The sequence below is a fragment of the Gordonibacter massiliensis (ex Traore et al. 2017) genome (assembly GCF_019731765.1).
Lineage (GTDB): Bacteria > Actinomycetota > Coriobacteriia > Coriobacteriales > Eggerthellaceae > Gordonibacter > Gordonibacter massiliensis.
On the sequence record NZ_JAASIO010000013.1, the window covers coordinates 52393 to 75849 of the forward strand.

Sequence of the window (23457 nt, forward strand, 5' to 3'; positions counted from 1 at the left end):
AAGGGCCCGTCAATGCGACGGGCCCTTGGTGCGTTCTTCTGCGGTTTTCCCTACAGGGTGCGCAGGTTGACTTCCTTGAGCTGGCGGCCGGTCACGGCACTCGGGGCGCCGGTCATCGGGTCGCTCGCGGAGCTCGTCTTGGGGAAGGCGATGACGTCGCGGATGGACGCCTTGCCGCCCAGCAGCATGACCAGGCGGTCGAGGCCCAACGCGATGCCGCCGTGAGGCGGCGCGCCCAGCTCCAGCGCGTGGATGAGGTGGCCGAACTTCTCCTCGATCTCCTCGTCGGTCAGGCCGCACGTGCGCAGCACGGCGCGCTGCTCGTCGGCGTTGTGGATACGGATGGTGCCGCCGCCAACCTCGAAGCCGTCCATGACCAGGTCGTAGCTGTAGCTGCCGCATGCCAGCGGGTCGCTCTCGATCTTGTCCACGTCCTCGTCCAGCACATGGGTGAACGGATGGTGCTCGGCGGCGTATTTCTTCTCGTCCTCGTCGTACTTGAACATGGGGAAGTTCACCACCCACAGCAGCTGATGGCCCTCGCGCGGCACGTTCAGCGCGTCAGCCATATGCAGGCGCAGCGCGGAGAGCACGGCGCTCGCCACCTCGTAGGTGTCGGCGGCGAACAGCAAGAGGTCGCCCGGCTCCACGTCCATGGCCTCCTTCAGCGCGGCGAACTCCTCGTCGCTGAAGAACTTGATGATGGGGCTCTTCTCCTTGCCGTCGGTGGTGAACGCGATCCAGGCCATGCCCTTCGCGCCGTTCTCGGCCGCGATGTCGGCCAGCTTCTCCACGTCGCCGCGGCTCCAGTCGCCCGCGCCTTTCGCGTTGATGGCCTTCACCACGCCGCCGGACTGCGCCACGCTCGAGAACACCTTGAAGCCCGTGTTCTTCACGATGTCGGTGATGTCCACCAGCTCCATGCCGAAGCGCGTGTCGGGGCGGTCGTTGCCGAAGCGGTCCATGGACTCGCGGTACTGCATGCGCTCGAGCGGGAAGGCATGCTCCACGCCCACGGCCTCAAGCGTCTCGGCCATGACGTCCTCCATGAGGTTCATCACGTCCTCGCCCTGCACGAAGCCCATCTCGATGTCCACCTGCGTGAACTCGGGCTGACGGTCGGCGCGCAGGTCCTCGTCGCGGAAGCAGCGCGCGATCTGGTAGTAGCGCTCGATGCCGCCCACCATGAGCATCTGCTTGAACTGCTGCGGGCTCTGCGGCAGCGCGTAGAAGCGGCCCGGGTTCGGGCGGCTGGGCACGATGTAGTCGCGCGCGCCTTCGGGCGTGGAGTTCGCCAGGATGGGCGTCTCCACCTCCAGGAAGCCGCGCTCGTTCAGCGCGCCGCGCATAGCCTGGGCTACCTTGTGGCGCAGGTGCAGGGCCTCGAACATTTCAGGGCGGCGGATATCAAGGTAGCGCCACTTCATGCGCGTGATCTCGTCCGTCTCGATGCCGTCCTCGATGGAAAACGGCGGCGTCACGCTCGTGTTCAGCACCTCGACGGACTTCGCCAGCACCTCGATCTCGCCCGTGGCCATGTTAGGGTTCACGGCCTCCGCGCCGCGCTCGCGCACGGTGCCCGCGACCTTCAGCACATACTCGCGGCCCAGGTGCTCGGCCTTCGCGAAGTCGTCGACGCTCACGCAATCGGGGTCGACGACCACCTGCGTGTAGCCCGCGCGGTCGCGCAGGTCGATGAAGATGAGCCCGCCGTGGTCGCGGTTGTGCCACGCCCAGCCCGTCAGCACGACCTCGCGGCCGACGTCGCCTTTGCGCAGCTCGCCGCACGTGGCGGTGTGCATGCAGTACTCGTTCATGAAGTCCGTCATAATGGTGGTTCCTTGCTCCTTGGCGCTGCTATCGGTATCCGCCGCGCCTCTGCGGCGGAATTGCTCAAACTTGGTCATTGTACTGCAAGAAGGGCGCGTCGGTCGGAACGGGGTCGCCATTCCATGCAAAATGCGCCGCCTGCCGAGCCGCCAGAAGCACGCTTCCCTTGCAAGCCGCTAGAACTCGGTGTCGGTGAACACGCAGTTCACCCCGTTGTCCAAGCACAGCTGCTGCAGCTTGCGATCCAGCGTGAACAGCGTAGCCGCATTGCGCCGAGCAAGCACGAAATAGAGCATGGCGTAGGCGGGATGCCGCAGCCGCATCGCTTCTTTCGTGGCTTCGCAGCACTGTGTTTTATCGAGATCGCAGAACTCATCTACCAAAGCGAGCGCCTTCTCTATGTAAGCGCATACCGTTTTCTCATCAAGAAGACCGGCTTTATGGTATTTCCAGAAGGCATTCGACACCTCGATGAGAAAGAATTGAGAGCTGACGACCTCTTCCCCTTCAAGCATCAACTGCCTCAAAGCCCGACCGGACTCGGTATCCCTCACTATGTCAACCGCCGCAGAGCAATCGAGTACTATCATGCTTCGACCGCCTTCTGCTTCTCGGCAGCGATCATCGCGTCGATGATCGCATCCCGCTCCTCGCGACCCTGGCGTATAAGCTCCACCGTATCGGGAAAATCATCGGGAACATCGAATTTCGGCAGCTTGTCGATCTCCGCGAACAGCTCCTTGCGCTTCTCGATGCGCGCGGCCCGCTTCGCCTCGGTGTCGAAATCAGGGATCGGGCGCACGGCGCGACGCAGCCGCTCGCCGTCCCAATAGTGCGACGCCTCCGGATGCGCGAGCATCTGCTCCACAGCCACGATGGTTTGCTGGGCGATGCTGCGGTGCTGGCTGGCGGCGTACGCCTTCAGCTGCTCGTACAGATCGTCGGGAAACTCCCTCACTTGCAACGCCGGCATGGCAGCCTCCTTTTCGAACATGTTCGTTGCATGCATTGTACATGTTTTCGCTTGCTGCCGCAAGCTGACGAGGGCAATCGTTGATACCATCGCTCATGGCAGCGGCGTTTGCCTGCCGGGTGGTGCCCGACGAAAGGAAGGTGCCTTTATGGACGTATTTGAATGCGCGGCTTTGGCTACGATTATTCAGGTTGCGACTTGGCTTCTCCTGGTCGCGATCAAAACGCTCGACCGGATGAGGCGAATGGTGAGAGAGGGCAAAGAAAGACCCGGGACCGCGTCCAAACCGCCCCGGGTTAAGTAAGTGACCCGCACCACCCGGTAGAGCGGGCGCTGCTGTCGCTTTGTAGTATACCGCCCCGCGCCTCCGTGCGCAATCAGAGCGGAGCGCTTCACACCGTTTCTTAACGTTCCCGCGACCCGTTCTCGCAACCTGCTTCCGCTACTCCACTTCAAGCTGCCCGAACACGTCGTCGATGTTCGGAATCGGCGCGCCGTAGGGCTCGCCGCCGAAGCAGGAGAGGAAGTTCTTGAGCGCCGCGATCTCCACCTCGCGTTCGCGATGCGCGCGCATGTTGCGGATGGTGACCGTGCCCCTGTCCAGTTCGTCGGGCCCCAGCACGGCGACCAAGGCGGCACCCATCTTGCCGGCGAGCTTGAACTGGCTTTTCAAGCTGCGGCCCTGGTGATCCATATCGCCCGTGAGGCCGGCGTCGCGAAACGCCTGCATGATGGAGAACGCCTCGGCGCGCACGGAATCGTCCACGCACGCCACGAAGAAGTCGCAGGCCTGCGTCGCAGGGAACTCGCAGCCCGCGGCCTCCAGCGCCAGCACGCAACGCTCGTAGCCCAGCGCGAAGCCGAAACCGGGTGTGGGGCGGCCGCCCACCTCCTCGGCCAACTTGTCGTAGCGCCCGCCGCCGCCGATGGCGTTCTGGCTGCCCATGCCCTCCGTGACCTGCACCTCGAACACGGTGCGCGTGTAGTAGTCCAACCCGCGCACGAGCTTCGGATCCTCCACGTACGAAAGGCCGGCGCCGCTCAAATACGTCTTCACGGCGTCGTAGTGATCGCGGCAATCGTCGCACAGGTGATCGGTGATCTTCGGCGCGTGCTCCATGACGGCGGCGCAGGCGGGGTTCTTGCAATCGAACGCGCGCAGCGGGTTTATCTCGGCGCGGCGCTTGCACTCGTCGCACAGCTCGTCGGCATGGGCGTCCATATAGGCTTTCACGGCATCGCGATACGCGGGGCGGCACGCGTCGCAGCCCATGGAGTTCACCAGCAGCGCCGTGGACTCCACGGGAATGCCGATGGTTGCGAAGAAGCGCATGAGCATGATGATGCCCTCGGCGTCCACGCTGGGTTCCTCGGCGCCCAGGCATTCGATGCCCACCTGGTTGAACTCGCGCTGCCTGCCCTTCTGCGGGCGTTCGGCGCGAAACATCGGGCCCGCGTACACCAGCTTCACGGGAGCGGCGCCCTGCGGCACCAGGTCGTGCTGCACCACGGCGCGCACGACGCCGGCCGTGCCCTCGGGGCGCAGCGACAGACGGCTCTTCGCCTTCACGGTGCCGCCCTCGCGCAGCTTCTTCAGGTTCTCGCCCGAGATGGCGGTGAACATCTCCTTGGACACGACGTCGGTTGCCTCGCCGATGCCGCGCACGAACAGATCCGTCTGCTCGAACACGGGCGTCTCGATGGGTTCGTAACCGTAACGGCCGAACACGTCGGTGGCCACCGCCTTGAAATGCGTCCAGAACTTCGCCTCTTCCGGCAGCAGGTCTTTCGTTCCCTCGGGAGCTTGCAGCGCCATGATGGTTCCTTCTCGTCTCGTGCGATTCGACTGCCCGCTATTGTAACGTATCCGCAACGCGATCGACGCAGTCAAGCGAAAAGGAGCCCCGGCGTGCGCCGAAGCTCCCGAAAACCAACCGTGCGGAAACCGTCGCGCACCGCCGCGCGAAAGGAGGCGAACCGTCGGCGACGCCTACCGAGGAGGCTCGCGCTACAGACCCTGGCGCAGCGCCCGGTACCGCGCGGCCGCCTGCACGAAGCTCGGCGCCCATGCGGGCGACGCGATGGCGTTGACGTGCAGGTACCCGGCCACGATGCCCTTGCGGCACAGGCCGTCGCGCTCGCCGGTCACGCCGCTGCCGCGGCGCATCTCGCAGGCGAGGGGCAGCGCCGGATCGAGGTCGACCACCTGCGAATGATGGTGCTCGTGGCCCTTGAGCACCGTGCCGGCCGGCAGCCAGGAATCGGATTTCCGCACGACGGCGAGCGCGTAGCCGTGGGCGCGCTGCTTCTCGTGCATGACCGTGTCGAACCCCAACGCGCCTGCCATGTCGTAGGTCGCCCCGCGAAAGCTCAGGCGCCGCCCCAGGTACATCAGGCCGCCGCACTCGGCGTAGACCGGCATCCCCCGCTCGGCGGCCACGCGCACGCTCTCCCGCATGCCTGCGTTGGCCTGGAGCCGCGCGGCATGCTCCTCGGGGAAGCCGCCCCCTATGTACAGGCCGTCCGCATCGGACGGCAGCGCCGCGTCCGCCAAGCTGCTCACGAACGTCAGCCGCGCCCCTGCGCGCTCGAGCGCCAGAAGATTCTCGGGGTAGTAGAACGAGAACGCCTCGTCCCGCACGACGGCGATGACGGCGCTCGCATCCGACCGGTTCGGCGCCGACGCCCGCACCGCAGCCGCAGGCCGCGCCTCCTCCGCCGCTTCGCGCGTAAGCGCCTCAGTCGCGCGCCCGGCCTCCGCAACCGTACGGGCGGCTTCCGCAGCCCCCGGCATCGGTCCGGCGCAGCGGGCGATGAACCGCACGGCGTCCAGGTCCACGTGGCGCGCCACCACGGCGGCGATGCCGTCGAGCAGCTCCTCCCGCCCGCGCGTCTCGGGCCCCGTCACCAGCCCCAGATGTCGATCGGGCACGTCCATCCCCGCATCCTGCGGCACCGACCCCACCACCGGGACGTCGCAGTACCGCTCTATGGCCTGGGTGACCAGCTCCCGCTGCCGTTGCCCGCGCACCTTGTTCAGAATGACGCCGGATATCCGCACGTCCGGATCGAACGCGCAGCACCCCATGACCAGGGCTGCCGCGGTTCTGGTCATGCGGGTCACGTCGACCACCAAGATCACCGGGGTCGCCGTCAGCTTCGCGATCTCGGCCGACGAGCAGCTTCCCTCCACGTCGAGCCCGTCGTAGAGCCCCATGGCCGCCTCGACCACGCACATATCGGCGCCGACGGCGTTCTCCAGCATCACCTCGCGCAGCTGGTCGGGCTCCATGAAGTAGCGATCGAGATTGCGGCTCGTCGCCTTGGCCGCAAGCGCATGCCAGCCGGGATCGATGAAGTCGCACCCCTTCTTGAAGGGCCGCACGTCCACGTCGCGTTGGCGCAAAGCGCGCAGCAGCCCCAGCGTCAGAACGGTCTTGCCGCTTCTGCCGTGGGGCGCTGCGATCATCACCCGGGGGATCGCCGCGAGCGGCGTCCCCTCCTTTTCATGCATGGCGCTTCCGCCGTGGAGCGCGCCCTTGTCGCACGCGCCGCCCACGATGCCTACACGCAGCCGGTCGGCTTGAGCAGGCCGGCGATCTTGCAGGCTCCCTTGCCGGGGCCGCTGGGGAACAGCTCGTATATCTCCGCGTTCGACTTGCCGGTGTCCCTCAGCATCTTGCGCACCATGGGCGCCACGCCGAACTCGGCGTAGTAATTGCGCAGGTAGTTGATGATCTCCCAATGCTCGGGCGTCAACTCCACTTCCTCGGTCTTGGCAAGCGCCTCCGCCACCTCTTCGTCCCACAGGCTCGCATCTTCGAGAAAACCGTCCTCGTCGAGGGCGAGCGTGCGATCTCCAACCACCAAATCAGCCATTTCGAACCTCCTTGTCGATCTGTACGTCTTCGTTCTTTATGCCCAGCCGCCGGATAGCCGGCGACGATGCATCGTTCACGATGCGGCCGGCTCCTCGCAGGCAGCGGCCGCCGCGTCGCCGTCGGCCCCGTGCTCGCGCGCCGGTGCGATCTCTTTGGCCCGAACGCCCACGGCCACCTTGCACAGCACCGTCAGCACGAGGAAGCCTATGCCGTACACGCCCAAGATGACCAGCACCTCGTTGATGTTGGGGGTGTACTCCACCACCTGCTCGAACGTGTTCGGCACGAAGCCGCCCAGCACCAGGCCCAGCCCCTTGTCTATCATGCAGGCGAAGAACACGGCCATGAGCGCCGGCACGAGCGTCTTGTAATTGCGCCGGAACTTGGGAACCAGCAGCAGGAAGATGCCGATGGCCGCCAACGCCGTCGCCACCCACATGAAGGGGACGAGCTGCCCGTGCCCGTCCAACCCGACGAACAGGTACTCCAGCGGCGCCTTGTGGCCGGGCACGTTGCTGTAGAACGCCGTGAACACCTCCAGCAGGAAGAAGAACACGTTCGCGATCATGGCGTAGCACACCGTCTTCGCCAGCGAGTCGAGCGCCTTGCGCGGCACGTCGAACCCGGCGGTCTTCTTCAGAATGAGGCACAACACGACGAGCAGCGCCGGCCCCGCGGCGAACGCCGAGGCCAAGAAGCGCGCCGCCATAATGGCCGTGAGCCAGTAGTCGTGGCCAGCCAAACCCGAGAACAGGAACGCCGTGACGGTGTGGATGCCCACGGCCAGCGGTATGGCGACCAGGCTGAGCACGTGCGTCCACTTGGGCGGCGGAAAGCCCTTCTTCTCCGCGCCCAGCACCGTCCACCCGATAACCAGGTTCACGATCAGGTACGACGAGAGCACGCACATGTCCCAGAACAGCATGGAGTTCGGCGTGGGGAACAGTATCACGTTCAGCACGCGCATGGGCTGGCCCAGGTCCACCACCACGAACAGCACCGCCGTGAGCACCGCCGCCACCGCCATGAACTCGCCGATGATGACGATCTTGCCGTACGATTGGTAGTGATGCAGGTAGAAGGGTATGGCCACCATGACGCCCGAGGCCGCCACGCCCACCAGGAACACGAACTGGGCGATGTAGAGGCCCCACGACACGTCGCGGCTCATGCCGGTGAGCGTGAGCCCGTTCATGAGCTGGTTCGCGTAGGCTGCCACGCCCACCGCGATGGCCAGCAGCAAAACGGCGATCCAGACGTAATAGCCTTTGGAGCCGTGCAGGGCTTTCTCAAGCATGCTCCTCAACCCCCTTGAGCACGTAGTAGACGCTCGGGCCGGTGCCGAGCGACGCCCTCCGCCTGATGGAGAACGATTGCGCCAGCGCGCGCCGCACGTCCGAATCCGGGTCGTTCAGGTCGCCGAACAGGATGGAGCCGTTGGAAGCCTCCGCGCACAGCGGCGCCTCGCCCCGGTCGATGCGATCGGAGCACAGGGTGCACTTCTCCACCACGCCCCTGGTGCGGGTGGGGAAATCGGGGTTGACGTGGTCCAAGTGCTTCGCGGGGTCGCTGAAGTTCAGGCTGCGCGCGCCGTAAGGGCAGGCCGCCATGCAGAACCGGCAGCCGATGCAGCGATGGTAGTCCATCTCCACGATGCCGTCCTTGCGCTTGAACGTGGCCTGCGTGGGGCATACGCGCACGCACGGCGGCTCCTCGCAGTGGTTGCAGAGCACCGGCACGCCGGATTCCTTGACGGCGTCGGGCAGGTACGCCTCGTCCATGTCGGCGAAGCTGTCCTCGAAGGGCTCCTCCCAGATCCACTTGATCTCTTCCTTGGGATCGTCGATCGAGGGGATGTTGTAGGCCTGGGCGCACACGGAGCGTATCTTGTCCATGTCGGCCACGCGATTGAACTTCTCCACGTCGACCACGAACCCCCAATGCCGTCCGGGGGTTCCGCCCTCCGCACGTGCGGGCGCGCCTTCGGTCGGGCCGCATCCGCTCAGAGCCCCCAAGCCGGCGGCGCCGAGCGCCGCTCCCGCTATCAGAAAATCTCGCCTTTTCATGGCCAAAACCCGGCTCCTCTCATCGCCTCGCCGAACGCGTGCGCCGCCTCTTCCGTTCACGACGCGGAGCCGTCGTGGCAATCCCAGCAGTACAGGTCGACCCCCGCGTAGTCGTGGCAGGCGTCGCAGAACTCCTCCTTGTTCGAATGGCAGCCGAGGCAGGTGCCGTCGAGGCTCTTCTCGTACACCTGGCCCGAGTCGCTCGTGTACTCGTGCGAGCCGTTGCGCACCACGTCGGTGCGCCACTGGTCGAGCATCTGCATGTGGGAGCTCTTCATGTACTCCGTCTGCGCCACGCACTGCTTCTCGTCCAGCTGGTTGATGGCGGGCGTGTCGGTGCTCACCTCGGGGCCCGACGAAGCCGACGCGCCGAAGGCGTTCGCCCAGAACGGCATGAGCACCACCGCGCAGAACACCACGGCGAAGGCGACGATGCGCTTACCCTTGTACATGGTCGGTTCCCTCCTCGCTCGCCGCGTCCGCGCTTGCGGGCTTGGGCTTGCGCGGCAGCTCCTGCAGGCGCAGATCGAGCGTGCGCTCGCCCTCCCCTTCGAGCACGAGCGCGTTGCCCACCAGCTCGTGCACCCCGGTGACCCGCGTTCCGGGAACCCAGTAGTCCATGAGGGCCGGGAAGGCGGCGCGGTCGATGGCGCAGATGTTCGCCAGCGTGTTCACCCCGTACGCGTCGCGCACCTGCCGCACGGCCTGCGCGCGGGGGAAGCCCCCTCGCATGCGCAGCTCCATGTTCTCGCCGGCGTTCAGGCCGGCCCCGCTGCCGCAGCACAGGGTTTTCTCGCGGATGGTCTCCTCCGCCATCTCGTGGAAGTTGTTGCACACCTTGTTGATGATGTAGCGCGGCTCCTCCAGAAGGCCCATGGCGCGGGCGGTGTTGCAGGAATCGTGGTACGTCACCACCAGGTGGTCGTTGCGGCTCGGGTCGACCTTGATCTTGTCGTGGTACAGCAGATCGGCCGTGAACTCGGTGATGTGCACCATCTTCGTGGACTTGGCGTTCTCGAACCGCGTGCCCGTGACGGGCGACACCGGCACCTCCAGGAAGTCGGCCGGGCCGTTCCAGGTGTCCATGTACTGGTTCACCAGGCGCCACATGTGCCCGCACTCGCCGCCCAGCATCCACTTCACGCCCAGCCGCTTGGCCTCGGCGTACATCTTCGCGTTCAGGCGCTTGGCCATGTCGTTGGCCGTGAAGAAGCCGAAGTTGCCGCCTTCGGACGCGTAGGTGCTCAGCGTGTAGTCCAGCCCCAGCTCCTCGAGCAGCATGATGTAGCCCATGAACGTGTGGGTGCCCGGCTCGGCGTACAGGTCGCCCGACGGCACCACGAACAGGATCTCCGCGCCCTTGCGGTTGAACGAGGGGTTGTAGGTCTTGCCGGTGATCTCTTCGAGGTCCTCCATCATGAACTCGACATTGCTCATGATGGTCTGCGGTTCGAGGCCCACGTGGTTGCCCTTGTTGTAGCAGTTGGCCACCGGCCCTGCTATCCACTCGGTGTTGAGCCCCAGCAGGTTCAGCAGCTCGCGCCCCATCATGGTGATCTCGGCCTGGTCGATGCCGTAGGGGCAGAACACCGAGCAGCGCCGGCATTCGGTGCACTGGAAGAAGTAGTAGTACCACTCCTTGATGACGTCCTCGGTGAGGTCGCGGGCGCCCACCAGCTCGCCGAACATCTTGCCCGACAGCGTGAAGTAGCGGCGGTACACCGAGCGCAGAAGCTCCGCCCTCACCACGGGCATGTTCTTGGGGTCGCCCGACGCCAGGTAGAAGTGGCACTTGTCGGCGCAAGCCCCGCAGCGCACGCACACGTCCATGAACAGCTTGAACGAGCGGTACTTCCCCATGAGGCTCTGCATGCCGTTGAGGACGGTCTCCTTCCAGCCTTCGGGCAGGTGCCAGTCCTCGTCGGCAGGCGACCATGCGTGCCCGTTCGGCATGCCCACCGCCTCGACCGTCTTCTCCTTCGCGCCGTGGCAGTACATGCCCGGCTTGAACTCGACCGGCGTGTGCATCCAGCTTGTCTTGGGAAGATCGTAGGAGAAGTCGAGCAGCTCGTTTTCTGGTATCACTTGGTTAGCCATGTCCCTCACTCCGCATCCAGCGGCAAGCCGGCCTTCGCCATCTTGTCCTTGAACTCTTCCTCGTACTCGGCGTACGTGTGCACTTTGACGTCGGGGTTCCACGGGTTGACGTGGCGCACCATGCGCGAGTCGTTGGCCGCGTTGCGCGTGGGCGACAGCACGATCCCGCCGGCATGCATGAGCTTGCTGAACGGGAAGTACGCGATAAGCGCGCTGGCCAGGAACAAATGGACGTAGAATATCGCCCCGACGCCGTCGACTACGACCGGATGCAGCGTCACCAGCCCCATGGTCATCTCCTTCACGCCCACCAGGTCGATCCTGAACACGTAGCGCATGGCCACGCCGGCCAGCACCACGCCGATGATCAGGAACAGGGGGAAGAAGTCGTTGGGCAGCGAGAGGTAGCGCACGCGAGGAACCACCACGCGGCGGACGAACAGGAACGTGAGCGCCGCCACGATGGTCAGGTCGGTGATGTAGAGCAGGGGCAGGCCCACCTGGAAGAAGGAGTCCGCGCCGTCCAGGCCCGCGAGGAACCCGGGGACGGGATCCGTGAAGAAGCGCAGGTGCCGCACGATGACGAGCAGAAACGACCAGTGGAACACCAACGCGCCCAGCCAAAGCCATTTGGCGGAGCCCACGCCCAGCCGGTCGTCGCGCTTCTCGGTCTTCGTGTTGCGGAACAGCGAGCGGAACACCAGCACCTCGAGGAGCATGCGCCCCACAACGCCCGCGAACGACGAGGGGTTCTCGATCTTGTTCTGCTTGATCCACGGCAGCGACTTCTGCTGCCCGCACGTGGTGGGAATGCGGAACGGCACGGCCGACTTACCCCATTTGAACAGGCGGAAGACGAAGCCGACGACGAAGCAGGCAACGGCGGCGTAGGGAATGACGATGCCGAAAAGAACCTGCAGGCCCAGATACTCCGTGCCCGCCCATGCCAGCGCGGCAAGCAGCGCGGTGAGCGCCAGGGGGATCGCTATCTTCATACGGCTTCTCTTTCGCGCGCGGTGCGGTTGCCTGCCTGCCTCCGCTGCGCGAGGCCCTCGCCTCGCTGCATCTCGGCTACCCTGATCAGGTATATCTTCTCCCTGAACTCCGAATAGCGATCGAAGGCCAGCAGCGCCAGCTCGTCGATGCGGTCGTCCACCTGCCCGAGTTCGGCTCCCTCCCGCTCCTTGCCGGAGGCGGTCAGGGCCGAGCGGATGGCCCGCTTCAAGTCGAAGATGAAGCCGAACGCAAGCGACGGGCTCGCCTCCTGCACGGCCTTCAGACGGCAGAGGTCCACCAAGCTTTCGGGAATGTCCTCGGCGCCCCTCTGATCGACCAGCCACGTGACGACGTCGCTCGTTCCCTCGTTAACCAGATAGGTCACCGAGGCGGTGAAAGGGTTGGCTTTCTTCGTTGACGAAGGGCGCGACTCTCCGGACGCGCCGTCGAGGCCCGCCCTCCATGCTTTGAGGATGGAGCCTCGCCTGGCCTCTATTTCCCCATAGATCGCGTTCATCGGCATTCATCTCCCCTGCTTCGCTTGCGTCCGACAGCATGCTCCCCGCATGGCGAGCGTTTTATTCGGGCGGCGCGACCTTGCCCTTCAGGGCGATGAACGTGGTGGTGATGTAGAGGTACTCCACCTTGTCTTCGAAGGAAAGCTCCTTGACGGCGAGGTCGACGGCGGACTTGTCCTCGGAGATGGCCTTGGCTATCTCCTTGCTCTTCGCCTTTTCAACCGTCTCAAGGTAATCGAGAACTTTTTGCTTGATGGCAGGATCTGCGGCACCTTTTTGCATACTAGCCTCTTCCTCGATGGTGCATGAATGAAAGGGCCTTCTCCGGTGGGAACCGGTTGCCCATTGCACGTGACTACCAGTAAATCACCCTTGTTTCGACCTGTAAAATAAAAGGTTTTCATCAAAGCATTACGAAAGCCGATGACGGAGCGTAACACCTGATGAACGACGTTTTTCAGCGCATGTTGCGCCGTGGGCGCGCACCGGCGGAGCCCATCCGATGGTACAATGGGCGCGCACGGTAGCTTCCCGTCCGACAACGCAGAGCAGGGGGTCGCGATGCCTCGAACGTATCCCGTTTCACTCGTTCTCGAAGGCCAGTCGGTGCTCGTGGTGGGCGGCGGCGCCGTAGCCACCAGAAAGGTCGAAGGGCTGCTGCCCTACAACGTGTCCGTCACCATCGTCGCGCCCGCGCTCACGGACGCCCTGCGCGCGTTGGCGGACGCCGGGCGCTGCGCCTGGCGCGCCAAAACCTACGACGCGGCGGACCTCCACGGCGCCGACATCGTGTTCGTGGCCACCGACGACGAGTCCGTGAACGCGCAGGCGTACCGCGACGCGTCGGGCCGCCACCTGATGATCAACGTGGCCGACCGCCCGGAGCTCTGCACGTTCTTCCTTCCCTCGGTGCTGCGCCGCGGCAGGCTGTCCATAGCCGTGTCCACGGAGGGCGCGAGTCCCCTCACCGCACGCCGGCTGCGCAACGACCTGGAAGAGCGCATACCCGCCAGCTTCGAAGCGTACCTCGATTTGCTGTGCGCCTGGCGGCCGCGCGTCATAGCGGCGCTGCCCGACGAGGCCGACCGCTACCGGTTCTGGCAGCGCGCCACGGACGGCTGCGTGCAGCGCCTCATCGACGTCGGCAAGCTGCACGCCGCAGACGAGCTGCTCGATGGCATCCTGGTCGAGCTGAGCCGGAGCGCGGCGCGCTCCTAAAGCGCCTCGCGCAAGGCCCGCGCCTGCTCCTCGAAGGGCCGCGTCAGCGAAGGGTCCGCAGCGGACACCAGCTCGAACGCCGCGAGCAGAGAGGGCTGGAACGAAGGCTCGTCCACGGCCGCGTGAAACAGGTACGAGAAGAAGCCGCCGTACCGCACGGGCGAGCCCGCGATCACCGCGCCGGCGACTTCCGGCGCCGACCAGGCCACGTTGCCGCCCTCCTCGTTCATCTCCCACAGGCTGCGGCGCACGATTTCCAAGAAGAACTCGGGCATGTGGGCCGACCTTTCCCGCGAGAGCGTTTTGAAGCATACGACGGCGCGAGCGCGGCAGGCGTCGTCGGCCGCGCGCGTGAGCCGCGTCAGATAGCGCCTCACCCGGCTCGGGTCCTCGTCGAACAGCGCCAGAAGGGTTCGCTCGTCGCCGGCCTCGACGAGCGCCCGGACGCCGCTTTTCGTGATCTCTCCCAAATCAGCTCCTCCCTTCGCACGGAAAGGCTCAGCAGCCACGTTGCCTCGGCTCAGGACGACAAGGGGGCCCCTTCCGCCGGCGCGCCGGCGAGTTTCTTCCGGCTTTCCTTCTCAAGCCGCTTCTTCGCCTCCGCGGCGCACCAGGTGGTGCCGCCGTTCTCCGCCGCGTAGGCGAGGCGCGCATGCCGCTCGGCGGGGTCGGCCAGACAGTCCGCCGCCTTCAGCGAGAACAGCACGCGATGCGCGGGAAGGGCTTGGGGGCCGTCGGCGACCTCGCTATACTCGGCCGCCGCTTTGGACGCCTTTCCGTTGATCTCCTTTGCCAGCATCTCGCGCAGGGCGACATGCTCGGCAATGTGCGCGGACGCATCTTTCGACAACCCCTCGCAGGAAAGCTCCTTCAAGGCTTTGACCTCGGCGGTAAGGCCCTTGAGGTCGCGCTTGTCCCATGCGCAGTACGCCATCAGGTTGTGGTAGAGAAACGCGCTCTGAGGGTCCGGATCGTCCTCCAGGTCGCGCACGAGCTTGGCCGCCTCGTTCCACTTCCCCTGCCACCGCAGGGCATAGGCGTAGCTGAACAGCCCGTTGCGCGGGTCCGCGTTCTTCTTGTCCTTTTCGAGCAGCGCGAGCGTCCGGCGCCCGCACAGAAGCGGATCGCAATCCTGGTCGATCAGGCGCGTGAGGCCCTTGTTCACCGAGCCGCGCATGAACACCCCGAAAAACACCGCGACGATCGTGAGCGGCAGAAGGACCAGGGTGCTGACGACGAACCACGGGGTGCCCGACATCCCCATGATCATCATGAAGAACGCGAAGGCGGCAACCCCGGCCACGCGCACCCTGATCGTGTAGTTCCGTCGCACCCACGCGCGCGACTCCTCGTCGGCCCTATCGCCCAGGATCTCCCCGATACGCTCGTAAGCCCTCATCTTGCTTCCTCTCCCGCTCTGCCTCCGCCTTGAAAAGCCGCAGGCAGCCCCGTTTGCGCGAGACCGCCTGCGTTTTCGAGCATGAACCCCAGGAGGCTAGATCATCCCCCATTTGCGCGTGTACTCGCTGTAGAGCGCGTAGTCGTTCTCGCTGATGCCCGCCTCTTCGAGCTTGGGAAGGATGTCCTCGTAAATCATCGTTTCCGTTTCCATCCACACCCCGTCCTTCTTGACGGTGATCTCCCAGTCGTCATGAATGCTCAGCAAAAACTCCATGACGGCCGCGCTATGCGACATGCATCGCTGCGTGTACGCCGCGAGCTCGCGAACGGCATCCGGGGTCGCCTCGATCTTCTTGACGGACTTCCAAGGCGATTTCCCCCTTCGGCGCCATTCCCCCGCTTCGAAGAACGGAAGGAAGAAGCAGGCGCTTTGGATGCAGGTGTGCTTGACTACGGTTGGCTCGTCCATTGCTTACCCAAGTCCCACGGTCGTCCAGTAGTTGTTCAGGATCATTGTGGAGAACAGGAAGCCGAGCGCCACGTTGACAACAACGCCGCAGGTGAAAGCCGCAAAAGGCTTCCAACCAGTGGCGGCAAGGGCCTTGAAGCGCGTGGTGAGGCCGATGCAGAGGAAGCACAGGATGAACGCCCAGCCGCGCAGACCCTTGATCGGGCCGAGAACCTGCTTGTCGATGGTGGCCGCAACGTCGGGAGTGGAGGCAAGCGTCACGACGGTGATGATGATGGAAGCGATGAAGAAGCCCACGACGAACTTCGGGAAGCGCTCCCAGATAACGCCGGCGGACGGCTTCTGGCGGGTGCCGTCGGCGCTTTCGCCCTTTTCCCACATGGTGACGGAGATGATGGCCAGGATGAAGGCCCACACGCCGACGAAGATGTCGCGGCCGACGACCTTCATAAGGGTGAACGTGGTGATGGCGCCGTCTCCGAACTGGGCGGCCGCGGCCATACCGGCGGCATCAGCGAACTCGGACGTGCCGATCCAAGCGCCGGAGGCGCCGTCGGACAAGCCCAGGGCACGGCAGATGATGGGAAGCAGGAACACCATGACGGTAGCCCAGATGACAACCATGGAGATCGAAACGGACACGTGCTCCTTCTTGGCGTTGACGGCGCTGCCGATGGCGATGGAGGCGGAGACGCCGCAGATGGAACCGCCGGTGGCCAGCGTCGCCGCGAACGGCTTCTCAAGCTTGAACAGGCGCGTGGCGCAGAAGTAGATCACCAGGAAGGTGGACACGGCGATGACGGTGGCCTGCAAAAGGGCGACCGGGCCGGACTGAAGGATCAGCGTGAAGGGAAGCGTGGCGCCCATGAGCACGATGCCGGTCTTCACGTAGAACTCGGTGCGCATGCCGGCTTCGAACCAATCCGGGATCTTGACGAAGTTGCCGATGATGATGCCCACGATCAGGGCCATGACCGGCGCTTCGAGGCTGAGCGTCTTGGCCAGGCTCCAGGCGGAGAGGATCTGAACCAAGATGGCCATGATGTACAAAAGCGTGAAGCCCCCGAGGAACTTGGGAACGCTCTTGCCCATGATGCCCATGACGACCGAGAAGATGATGGCCAGCACGACGTACAGGATGATGGCGTTCGGGAAGATTCCGGTCACGCACGGCAGCAGGCCCGCAAAGTCGCTGTAACCCGCGAACTTCACGTTGAGCACGCCCAAAATGCCGGACTGCCCGGTAGCCCACAGGATCAGGGCCACGATAACGATGCCGAGGCCGATCCATACAGCCCACCAGTCTTCCTTCAGGTAGAGGCTTTTGAGCCCGCCTCCGTTGGTCTTGGTGTTGTTTGTTGACATATGTTTTCCCCTTTTCTCTGTTCGGGCAGCGGCATCGCTGCCCGTCCCTCAGATACTCGACCAGCGATAAGCGACATCGTCAGTTATCGCTGATCAATCCGCGTCGACGGGTTCCGCCAATCCCGCCAACGCGGATTGAGAGCTTGAAACGCTAGTACTTGAAGGCAGCCGACGTCCTGAACGTCTCGCGCGAGAAGATGTAGTCGTCGATGTGCTTGTCGGTGAACGGGATGCCCGACATGCTGAAGAAGCGCTCCCACCCGATGCGCTCGATCCACTCGCCCAAACGCTCTCCCCTGCGGGCGTTCTCGATCCAGAGGTCCACGATGTGGCGTACGGCCTCGGTCACCTCGGGCCATCGCGGCGGGTTGTTCGGCAAGAACGGGATGACCATGCGCGAGAAGCTGGGCGCCGTGCGGGCGTTGGAAACCTTGCCGCCCACGAGGATGGCCACGCCGTCGTTCTTGGAGTCCATGATGTGCATGCCGGGCGACATGGTGTAGCAGTTGCCGCAGTACATGCAGCGCTCCTCCACGATGGTCACGCTCTTGTTCTTGGGATCGGGGCGTATGGCCGCGGTGGGGCAGCTGGCCACGAGGCTGGGAATCTCGGTGCCCTTGCGGATGGCGTCGTGGTCCATGCGCGGCACGGTGCGGTGGATGCCCACGAGCGCGATGTCGCTCACATGGGCGGCGCCGCACATGTTCAGGCAGCACGCCATGGCGATGCGCAGCTTGTTGGGCAAATCGTCGCGCTGGAAGTACTCGAACAGGTCGTCCATGACCGCCTTGGTGATGCCGGACGCGTCGGTCGCAGGCGTGTGGCAGTGCACCCAGCCCTGCGTGTGCACGACGTTGCTGATGGACGCGCCGGTGCCTCCCACGGGCATCCCTTGAGCCTCGCACTCGGCGATGAGCGGCTCGACGTTCTGCTCGTCGGACACGAGGAACTCGATGTTGTTACGGCTGGTGAAGCGCAGGTAGCCGTCGCAGTACTTGTCGGCCAGCGCGCACACGTCGCGGATGAAGTCGACGCACACGAGGCGGGGCGAGGCGCAGCGAACGCTGTACAGCGCGCCGGCCGGGCCCACGTGCTTCAGAACGCCGGGGCGGGGCGACTCGTGGTAGTCCCACTTGCCGTAGTTCTGCTCGATTATGGGCGGCAGGTTCTTGCGGTAGTCCGGAGGTCCATTGTCGATCTTGGGCATGTAACTCACCTCATCTTTCAACGGGAACAATATGGTTCACGCGCATCGCGGCGGGCGCGGGAGGGGCGCGGGGCCCGAAAGCGCCGCGAGGGCGATGCGCGGCAGAGCACGACGGCGCGGCGCGCTATTCCTCGATCTCGTCCTTCTGCCAGAACACGTAGGGGTTGGCACGCGGGCGGTACACCATCTGGGGAACGGCGGGGATGCCCGTCGCGCGCAGGAACTCGCCCATGCCCAAGCGGTAGATGAGCTCGCCGATGCGCTCGCGCGTCTTGCCGTTCTCGTCCCACCAGTCCCAGATGCGGTCCATCATCTCCTTGAACTCGGTGTAGGGCGGCTCCATCTTCATGAAGGGGACGACGACCCACGACATGAACGCCGACTTCACGATGGTCGACTTCGCGCCGATCATGATGGTGGCGCCCTTCTCCTTGCCCTGCTTGATGGCCTTGCCCATGACGTTGATGCAGTGCATGCACCGCGAGCACTCCTCGGCGTTCACCGTGAGCTCCTGGGTGTCCTTGTCGTAGGTCAGGCAGTGCGTCGGGCAGCGGTGGCACACGTCCATCTGGATGTCCAGGCCCGCCTCGGCGTACTTCTTCACCTCGTCTTGGTCGATGATGATGGAGTCGCGCCACGTGCCGATGATGGAGCAGTCGGCGCGCGCCTGGGCCGCCACGCAGTCGTTCGCGCAGCCCGACATCTTGAACTTGAACTTGTACGGCCACATGGGACGATGGATCTCGTCTTGGTACTCGTTCGTCAGGTCGTAGCACATGTCCAGCGTGTCGTAGCAGGCGTGCTCGCAACGGCCGGGGCCCACGCAGCAGCTGGGCGAGCGCAGATCGGAGCCGGAACCGCCCAGGTCGAAGCCCTTGTCGCTGATGTCGTCGAAGATGGGCTGCAGCTGGTCGGTGTGCGTGCCCAGCAAGATGATGTCGCCGGTGGAGCCGTGCATGTTCGTGAGGCCGCTGCCGCGCTCCTCCCACACGTCGCAGATGTCGCGCAGCATGTCGGTGGTGTAGAACCAGCCGCTCGGCTGGGCCACGCGCACCGTGTGGAACTCGCTGATGTTCGGGAACTCCTCGGGCATGTCGGTGTAGCGGCCGATGACGCCGCCGCCGTAGCCCTTCACGCCCACGATGCCGCCGTGCTTCCAGTGCCCCACCTTGTCCTCGTAGGACTTCTCGAGCAGCCCCAGCAGGTCGTCGGCCATGGCGTTCTTCTCGCCCGCGCGCTTGATCTGGGTCACGAAGCTTGGCCAGGGACCCTTCTCCAGCTCGTCGAGCTGGGGGGTTTCTCTCTTTTCTGCCATAATATCCTCCTGTTTTCCGGGGGGGGTTCGTTGGCGCTACAGTTCCATCACGGTGATAGCACCGGACGGGCACACCGTCACGCAGGCCTCGCAGCCCATGCAGTCGCACGGGTCGCCTTTTATGGAGGCCTTTTCCCCGTCGAAACTCAAAATGCCCGCGGGACAGCCGTCGGCGCATGAGTTGCACCCCGTGCACGCCTCCTCGTCAAGAGAAACCATATACATACCAATCACCCCCTTCCCGTCTTGAACTCGCTATGGAACCGCACGCACGTGCCTACAGGGCGCGCAGGGCGCGCTCGGCTTGCTCCAGCGTGTACGCAATGTCCTGTTCGCTGTGGGCCGTCGAGACGAACGCCGCCTCGAACTGGCTCGGGGCCAGGTACACCCCCGCCTCGAGCATGGCCCGGTAGTACCGGGCGAACTTCTCGGCGTCCGCGTTGCAGGCGCTCCGGTAGTCCGTCACCGGCTCGTCCGTGAAGAAGGCCGAGAACATGGCCCCCACCCGGTTGACGCAAAGGGGCACGCCGACGCGGCGCGCGACGTCCTCCAAGCCGTCCGCGAGGGCGGCGGCGGTTTCGAACAAGCGCTCGTAGGTGCCGGGCTCTTGCAGCAGCTTGAGCGTCGCCAAGCCGCCGGCCACCGCCAGCGGGTTGCCCGAGAGGGTTCCCGCCTGGTACACCGGCCCTTGCGGGGCCAGGCCCTCCATGAGGTCGGCGCGCCCGCCGAAGGCCGCGAGCGGCAGGCCGCCGCCGATGACCTTGCCCAGGCACACGAGATCGGGCAGCACGCCGTAGTAGCGCGAGGCGCCGCCGTAATCGACGCGGAAACCCGTCATGACCTCGTCGAAGATGAGCACGCTCCCCTGCTCGAGCGTCAGGGCGCGCAGGTCGAGCAGGAAGCCGGGATCAGGCGGGACCACGCCCATGTTGCCCGCGACCGGCTCCACGATGACGGCGGCGATGCGCTCGCGATGTTCCTCGAACAGCGCGGCCACGCTGGCGCTGTCGTTGTAGCGCGCCACGAGCGTCTTCTCGGCCACGGACGCGGGCACGCCGCTCGAGCTGGGCCGCCCGTTGGTGAGCGCGCCGCTGCCGGCCTTCACCAGCAGGCCGTCGGAATGCCCGTGGTAGCAGCCCTCGAACTTCACGATGTAGTCGCGTCCGGTGGCGCCGCGCGCCAGGCGCAGCGCGCTCATGGTGGCCTCGGTGCCGGAGTTCACGAACCGCATCATCTCCACGGCGTCGTAGGCCCGGCGGATCTCCTCGGCCAGGGCCGTCTCCGCCTCGGTGGGGGCGCCGAACGACGAGCCCAGCTGGGCGGCGCGGCACACGGCCTCGACCACGGCGGGATGAGCGTGTCCGCAGATGAGCGGACCCCACGAGCCCACGTAGTCGACGTAGTCGTTCCCATCGACGTCCCAGACGCGCGAGCCCTCGCCGCGCGCCAGGAACACCGGGTTGCGCCCCACCGCGCGCGCCGCGCGCACGGGCGAGTCCACCCCGCCCGGAATCACCTGGCAGGCGAGCCGGTACGCTTCCTCGCTTTTCGTGGTATCGAGCATGCTCGGTACACCTCCTGTTTCCCAAGCCGGCGCATCGCGCCGACGATCGGTCGGTTCTAGTCGCGCAGCCACGCGGCGACGGCGAGGGCGTGGTACGTGATGAGCAGGTCGGCGCCCGCGCGCTTGCAGCCCAGCAGCGCCTCCATGACCACGCGGCGCTCGTCGATCCACCCCTGCGCGGCGGCGGCCTTCACCATGGCGTACTCGCCGCTCACGCAGTAGGCGGCCACGGGCAGGCCGCAGGCCCGCTTCGTGCGGTACAGCACGTCGCCGTAGGCCATCGCGGGCTTCACGATGACGAGGTCGGCGCCCTCCTCCACGTCGAGCATGACCTCGCGCAGGGCCTCGTCGCCGTTCGCCGGGTCCATCTGATAGGTCTTGCGGTCGCCGAACTGCGGCGCCGAGTCGGCCGCCTCGCGAAACGGCCCGTAGAAGGCCGAGGCGAACTTCGCCGCGTAGGACATCACCGCAACGTGCGCAAAGCCGTTCTCGTCGAGCGCGTCGCGGATGGCGCCCACGCGGCCGTCCATCATGTCGGACGGCGCCACGATGTCGGCGCCCGCCCGGGCGTGGGACACGGCCGTGGCGGCCAGCAGCTCCACCGACTCGTCGTTGAGCACGTGCTCGCCGTCCACGAGGCCGCAGTGGCCGTGGTCGGTGTACTCGCACAGGCACACGTCGGTGATGACCGTGAGCTCGGGGCGCCGCTGCTTGGCAAGGGCCACGGCCTGCTGCACGATGCCGTCGTCGGCATAGGCCTGCGTGCCGCGCGCGTCTTTGAAAGCGGGCAGCCCGAACAAGAGGATGGCGGGAATGCCCTTGCCCGCCACCTCGTCGAGCACCGGCCCGAGCCGGTCGAGGGAGTAGTGGAACACGCCGGGCATGGAGGGCACGGGCTCCTGCTTGCCCGCGCCGCTGCACACGAACAGCGGGTAGATCAGGTCGTCCACGCGCACGTGGTGCTCCCGCACCATGGCCCGCAACCCGGCGGTTTCCCGCAGGCGGCGGGGGCGTTTGCGCATCTTCATCGGGGTTCTCCTCCTTGCGAATCGACCAGCGCGGCCACGAGGCCCGCGATGGTGTACTCGGCGGCCTGCGCCCGGGGTTCGAGGCCCGCCTCGCGCAGCGTTTCCGTGGTTACGGGACCGATGGAGTACAGATCGACCCCTTCGAGCAGCGCGGGGCCGTCCAGGCAGGCCAGCAGGTTCGTCACCGTCGACGAGCTGGTGAACGTGACGGCGTCCACCTCGCCCGCGCGCAGGGCGTCCGCAAGCGCGTCCGCGCCCTGGGCCACCGCGCGCGTGCGGTAGGCCGCCACGTCGTTCACCGTCGCGCCGAGCTTCGCGAGCTCGCGGGGCAGCACGTCGCGGGCGTCCTCGGCGCGGGCGATGAGCACGCGGTCGCGCGCGCCCACCTTACCGGCCAGGAGCTCCACGAGGCCCTCGGCGCAGAACTCCCGCGCCACGTGCACCTGCACGATGCCGTGACGGGCGAGCGCGGCCTGGGTTCCCGAGCCGATGGCCGCCACCTCGGCGCGCGCCAGGCAGCGCGCGTCGAGGCGAAGGGACGCGGCCTCGGCGAAGAAGGCGTCCACGCCGTTCGCGCTCGTGAACACGACCCACTGGTACGCCTCGATACCGGCCACCGCCTCGCCCAGCGGGCGCGGATCGGTCGGGGGAACCGTTTCGATGGCCGGGAACTCCAGCACCTGCGCGCCGCGTTCCTCGAGCGCGGACGAGAGCGCCGACGCCTGGTGGCGGGCGCGCGTGACCACGACGGTCTTGCCGAACAGCGGCTTGCGCTCGACCCACGCCAAGCGCTCGCGCAGCGCGGCGACCTGCCCCACCACGATGACGGCCGGGTTCTCGATGCCCTCTTCGCGCACAAGCTCCTCGATGCTTGCCAGCGTGCCGAGCACCGTGCGCTGCATCGGCCAGGTGCCGTAGCGCACGACGGCCGCTGGGGTGGCGGGGTCCATGCCGTGCTCCACGAGGCTGCCCGCGATGCGCCCCAGGTTGTCCATGCCCATGAGGAACACGAGCGTGCCCTTCAAGCGCGCCACCTGCTCCCAGGGGATGGCCGACGCGCTCTTGTCGGCGTGCTCGTGCCCCGTGATGACGGTGAAGGACGAGGCCGCGTCGCGGTGCGTCACCGGTATGCCCGCGTAGGCGGGCGCGGCCACGGCCGACGTCACGCCCGGCACCACGTCGTAGGGGATGCCGTGCGCGCGCAGCTCCTCGGCCTCCTCGCCGCCGCGACCGAACACGAACGGGTCGCCGCCCTTCAGACGCACGACCACGTTGCCCGCCAGCGCCTTCTCCACCAGCAGCGCGTTGATCTCGCGCTGGGGCAGCGTGTGGTGGTCGGGGGTCTTGCCCACGTACACGAGCTCGCAGTCCGGCCGGGCGTAGCCCAGCAAACGCGGGGACACCAGCCGGTCGTACACCAGCGCGTCGGCTCGTTCGATGGCCGCGCGCCCCTTGAGCGTGAGCAGCCCCGGGTCGCCGGGGCCGGCGCCCACGAGGTAAACCTGCGACCCTTCCGTCATCGTCGCCAT

Annotated in this window: 24 protein-coding genes; 1 reads left to right on the plus strand and 23 read right to left on the minus strand. The window is 66.0% G+C overall.

The features are described 5' to 3' along the window. Window positions 1–50 precede the first annotated feature (50 nt). From aspS to HCH03_RS13145, 13 genes are all read right to left on the minus strand, one after another. A complete protein-coding gene (gene aspS / locus HCH03_RS13085) occupies window positions 51–1829 on the minus strand; it encodes an aspartate--tRNA ligase (RefSeq protein ID WP_221689848.1) in 1779 nt (592 codons plus the stop codon). Between the two features lie 177 nt (window positions 1830–2006). Then, window positions 2007–2420 (minus strand): type II toxin-antitoxin system VapC family toxin, encoded by a 414-nt coding sequence (locus HCH03_RS13090; protein WP_221689849.1) that lies wholly within the window; start codon window positions 2418–2420, stop codon window positions 2007–2009. Continuing rightward, window positions 2417–2803, minus strand: coding sequence for an argininosuccinate lyase (locus HCH03_RS13095; RefSeq protein WP_221689850.1), 387 nt, complete (start codon window positions 2801–2803; stop codon window positions 2417–2419). Before HCH03_RS13095 ends, HCH03_RS13090 begins: the two co-directional genes overlap by 4 nt. A gap of 442 nt (window positions 2804–3245) precedes the next feature. Beyond that, a complete protein-coding gene (gene hisS, locus HCH03_RS13100; protein WP_221689851.1) occupies window positions 3246–4619 on the minus strand; it encodes a histidine--tRNA ligase in 1374 nt (457 codons plus the stop codon). A gap of 192 nt (window positions 4620–4811) precedes the next feature. Continuing rightward, window positions 4812–6317, minus strand: coding sequence for a cobyrinate a,c-diamide synthase (locus tag HCH03_RS13105; protein ID WP_221689852.1), 1506 nt, complete (start codon window positions 6315–6317; stop codon window positions 4812–4814). 50 nt (window positions 6318–6367) lie between these two features. Continuing rightward, window positions 6368–6682 (minus strand): TusE/DsrC/DsvC family sulfur relay protein, encoded by a 315-nt coding sequence (locus HCH03_RS13110; RefSeq protein WP_080143727.1) that lies wholly within the window; start codon window positions 6680–6682, stop codon window positions 6368–6370. Between the two features lie 75 nt (window positions 6683–6757). After that, a complete protein-coding gene (dsrP, locus tag HCH03_RS13115; RefSeq protein ID WP_221689853.1) occupies window positions 6758–7981 on the minus strand; it encodes a sulfate reduction electron transfer complex DsrMKJOP subunit DsrP in 1224 nt (407 codons plus the stop codon). Continuing rightward, entirely contained in the window at window positions 7974–8750 is a 777-nt protein-coding gene (gene dsrO, locus HCH03_RS13120; protein ID WP_221689888.1) for a sulfate reduction electron transfer complex DsrMKJOP subunit DsrO, read from the minus strand. Before dsrO ends, dsrP begins: the two co-directional genes overlap by 8 nt. 56 nt (window positions 8751–8806) lie before the next feature. After that, on the minus strand, window positions 8807–9202 hold the full coding sequence (gene dsrJ / locus HCH03_RS13125; RefSeq protein ID WP_221689854.1) for a sulfate reduction electron transfer complex DsrMKJOP subunit DsrJ: 396 nt from the start codon (window positions 9200–9202) through the stop codon (window positions 8807–8809). Beyond that, window positions 9189–10847: a sulfate reduction electron transfer complex DsrMKJOP subunit DsrK gene (dsrK, locus tag HCH03_RS13130; protein ID WP_185904589.1), complete on the minus strand. Its 1659-nt coding sequence runs from the start codon at window positions 10845–10847 to the stop codon at window positions 9189–9191. The genes dsrJ and dsrK overlap by 14 nt, the downstream gene beginning before the upstream one ends. 5 nt (window positions 10848–10852) lie before the next feature. After that, the gene (gene dsrM, locus HCH03_RS13135) at window positions 10853–11842 is read right to left on the minus strand and encodes a sulfate reduction electron transfer complex DsrMKJOP subunit DsrM (protein WP_185904588.1); all 990 of its coding nucleotides are present in this window, start codon (window positions 11840–11842) and stop codon (window positions 10853–10855) included. Beyond that, a complete protein-coding gene (locus tag HCH03_RS13140; RefSeq protein ID WP_185904587.1) occupies window positions 11839–12360 on the minus strand; it encodes an RsbRD N-terminal domain-containing protein in 522 nt (173 codons plus the stop codon). The genes dsrM and HCH03_RS13140 overlap by 4 nt, the downstream gene beginning before the upstream one ends. Window positions 12361–12421: 61 nt before the next feature. Then, window positions 12422–12643, minus strand: a complete 222-nt coding sequence (locus HCH03_RS13145; RefSeq protein WP_080143734.1) for a hypothetical protein — start codon at window positions 12641–12643, stop codon at window positions 12422–12424. A gap of 279 nt (window positions 12644–12922) precedes the next feature. Between HCH03_RS13145 and HCH03_RS13150 the strand changes: the two genes are divergently transcribed. Continuing rightward, window positions 12923–13579 (plus strand): precorrin-2 dehydrogenase/sirohydrochlorin ferrochelatase family protein, encoded by a 657-nt coding sequence (locus HCH03_RS13150; protein WP_221689855.1) that lies wholly within the window; start codon window positions 12923–12925, stop codon window positions 13577–13579. On the opposite strand, the gene HCH03_RS13155 is transcribed toward HCH03_RS13150, so the two are convergent. From HCH03_RS13155 to cobA, 10 genes are all read right to left on the minus strand, one after another. Beyond that, on the minus strand, window positions 13576–14049 hold the full coding sequence (locus HCH03_RS13155) for a DVU0298 family protein (RefSeq protein ID WP_221689856.1): 474 nt from the start codon (window positions 14047–14049) through the stop codon (window positions 13576–13578). The genes HCH03_RS13150 and HCH03_RS13155 overlap by 4 nt on opposite strands. A gap of 50 nt (window positions 14050–14099) precedes the next feature. Then, a complete protein-coding gene (locus HCH03_RS13160) occupies window positions 14100–14978 on the minus strand; it encodes a hypothetical protein (protein WP_221689857.1) in 879 nt (292 codons plus the stop codon). Window positions 14979–15074: 96 nt separating this feature from the next. Beyond that, a complete protein-coding gene (locus HCH03_RS13165) occupies window positions 15075–15449 on the minus strand; it encodes a hypothetical protein (RefSeq protein ID WP_221689858.1) in 375 nt (124 codons plus the stop codon). Between the two features lie 3 nt (window positions 15450–15452). Continuing rightward, complete coding sequence (locus HCH03_RS13170) at window positions 15453–16814, minus strand: YeiH family protein (RefSeq protein WP_185904582.1); 1362 nt, start codon at window positions 16812–16814, stop codon at window positions 15453–15455. A gap of 151 nt (window positions 16815–16965) precedes the next feature. Then, entirely contained in the window at window positions 16966–18021 is a 1056-nt protein-coding gene (gene dsrB, locus HCH03_RS13175) for a dissimilatory-type sulfite reductase subunit beta (protein WP_185904581.1), read from the minus strand. Window positions 18022–18145: 124 nt separating this feature from the next. After that, the gene (gene dsrA, locus HCH03_RS13180; RefSeq protein WP_080143741.1) at window positions 18146–19336 is read right to left on the minus strand and encodes a dissimilatory-type sulfite reductase subunit alpha; all 1191 of its coding nucleotides are present in this window, start codon (window positions 19334–19336) and stop codon (window positions 18146–18148) included. A gap of 36 nt (window positions 19337–19372) precedes the next feature. After that, window positions 19373–19561 (minus strand): 4Fe-4S binding protein, encoded by a 189-nt coding sequence (locus tag HCH03_RS13185; protein ID WP_114601624.1) that lies wholly within the window; start codon window positions 19559–19561, stop codon window positions 19373–19375. A gap of 52 nt (window positions 19562–19613) precedes the next feature. Beyond that, window positions 19614–20900 carry a glutamate-1-semialdehyde 2,1-aminomutase gene (hemL, locus tag HCH03_RS13190; protein WP_221689859.1) on the minus strand — a complete coding sequence of 429 codons (1287 nt, stop codon included), beginning with the start codon at window positions 20898–20900 and terminating at the stop codon, window positions 19614–19616. A 56-nt stretch (window positions 20901–20956) separates the two neighbouring features. Continuing rightward, a complete protein-coding gene (gene hemB / locus HCH03_RS13195; RefSeq protein ID WP_221689860.1) occupies window positions 20957–21928 on the minus strand; it encodes a porphobilinogen synthase in 972 nt (323 codons plus the stop codon). After that, on the minus strand, window positions 21925–23457 hold the full coding sequence (gene cobA, locus HCH03_RS13200; protein ID WP_246600030.1) for a uroporphyrinogen-III C-methyltransferase: 1533 nt from the start codon (window positions 23455–23457) through the stop codon (window positions 21925–21927). Before cobA ends, hemB begins: the two co-directional genes overlap by 4 nt.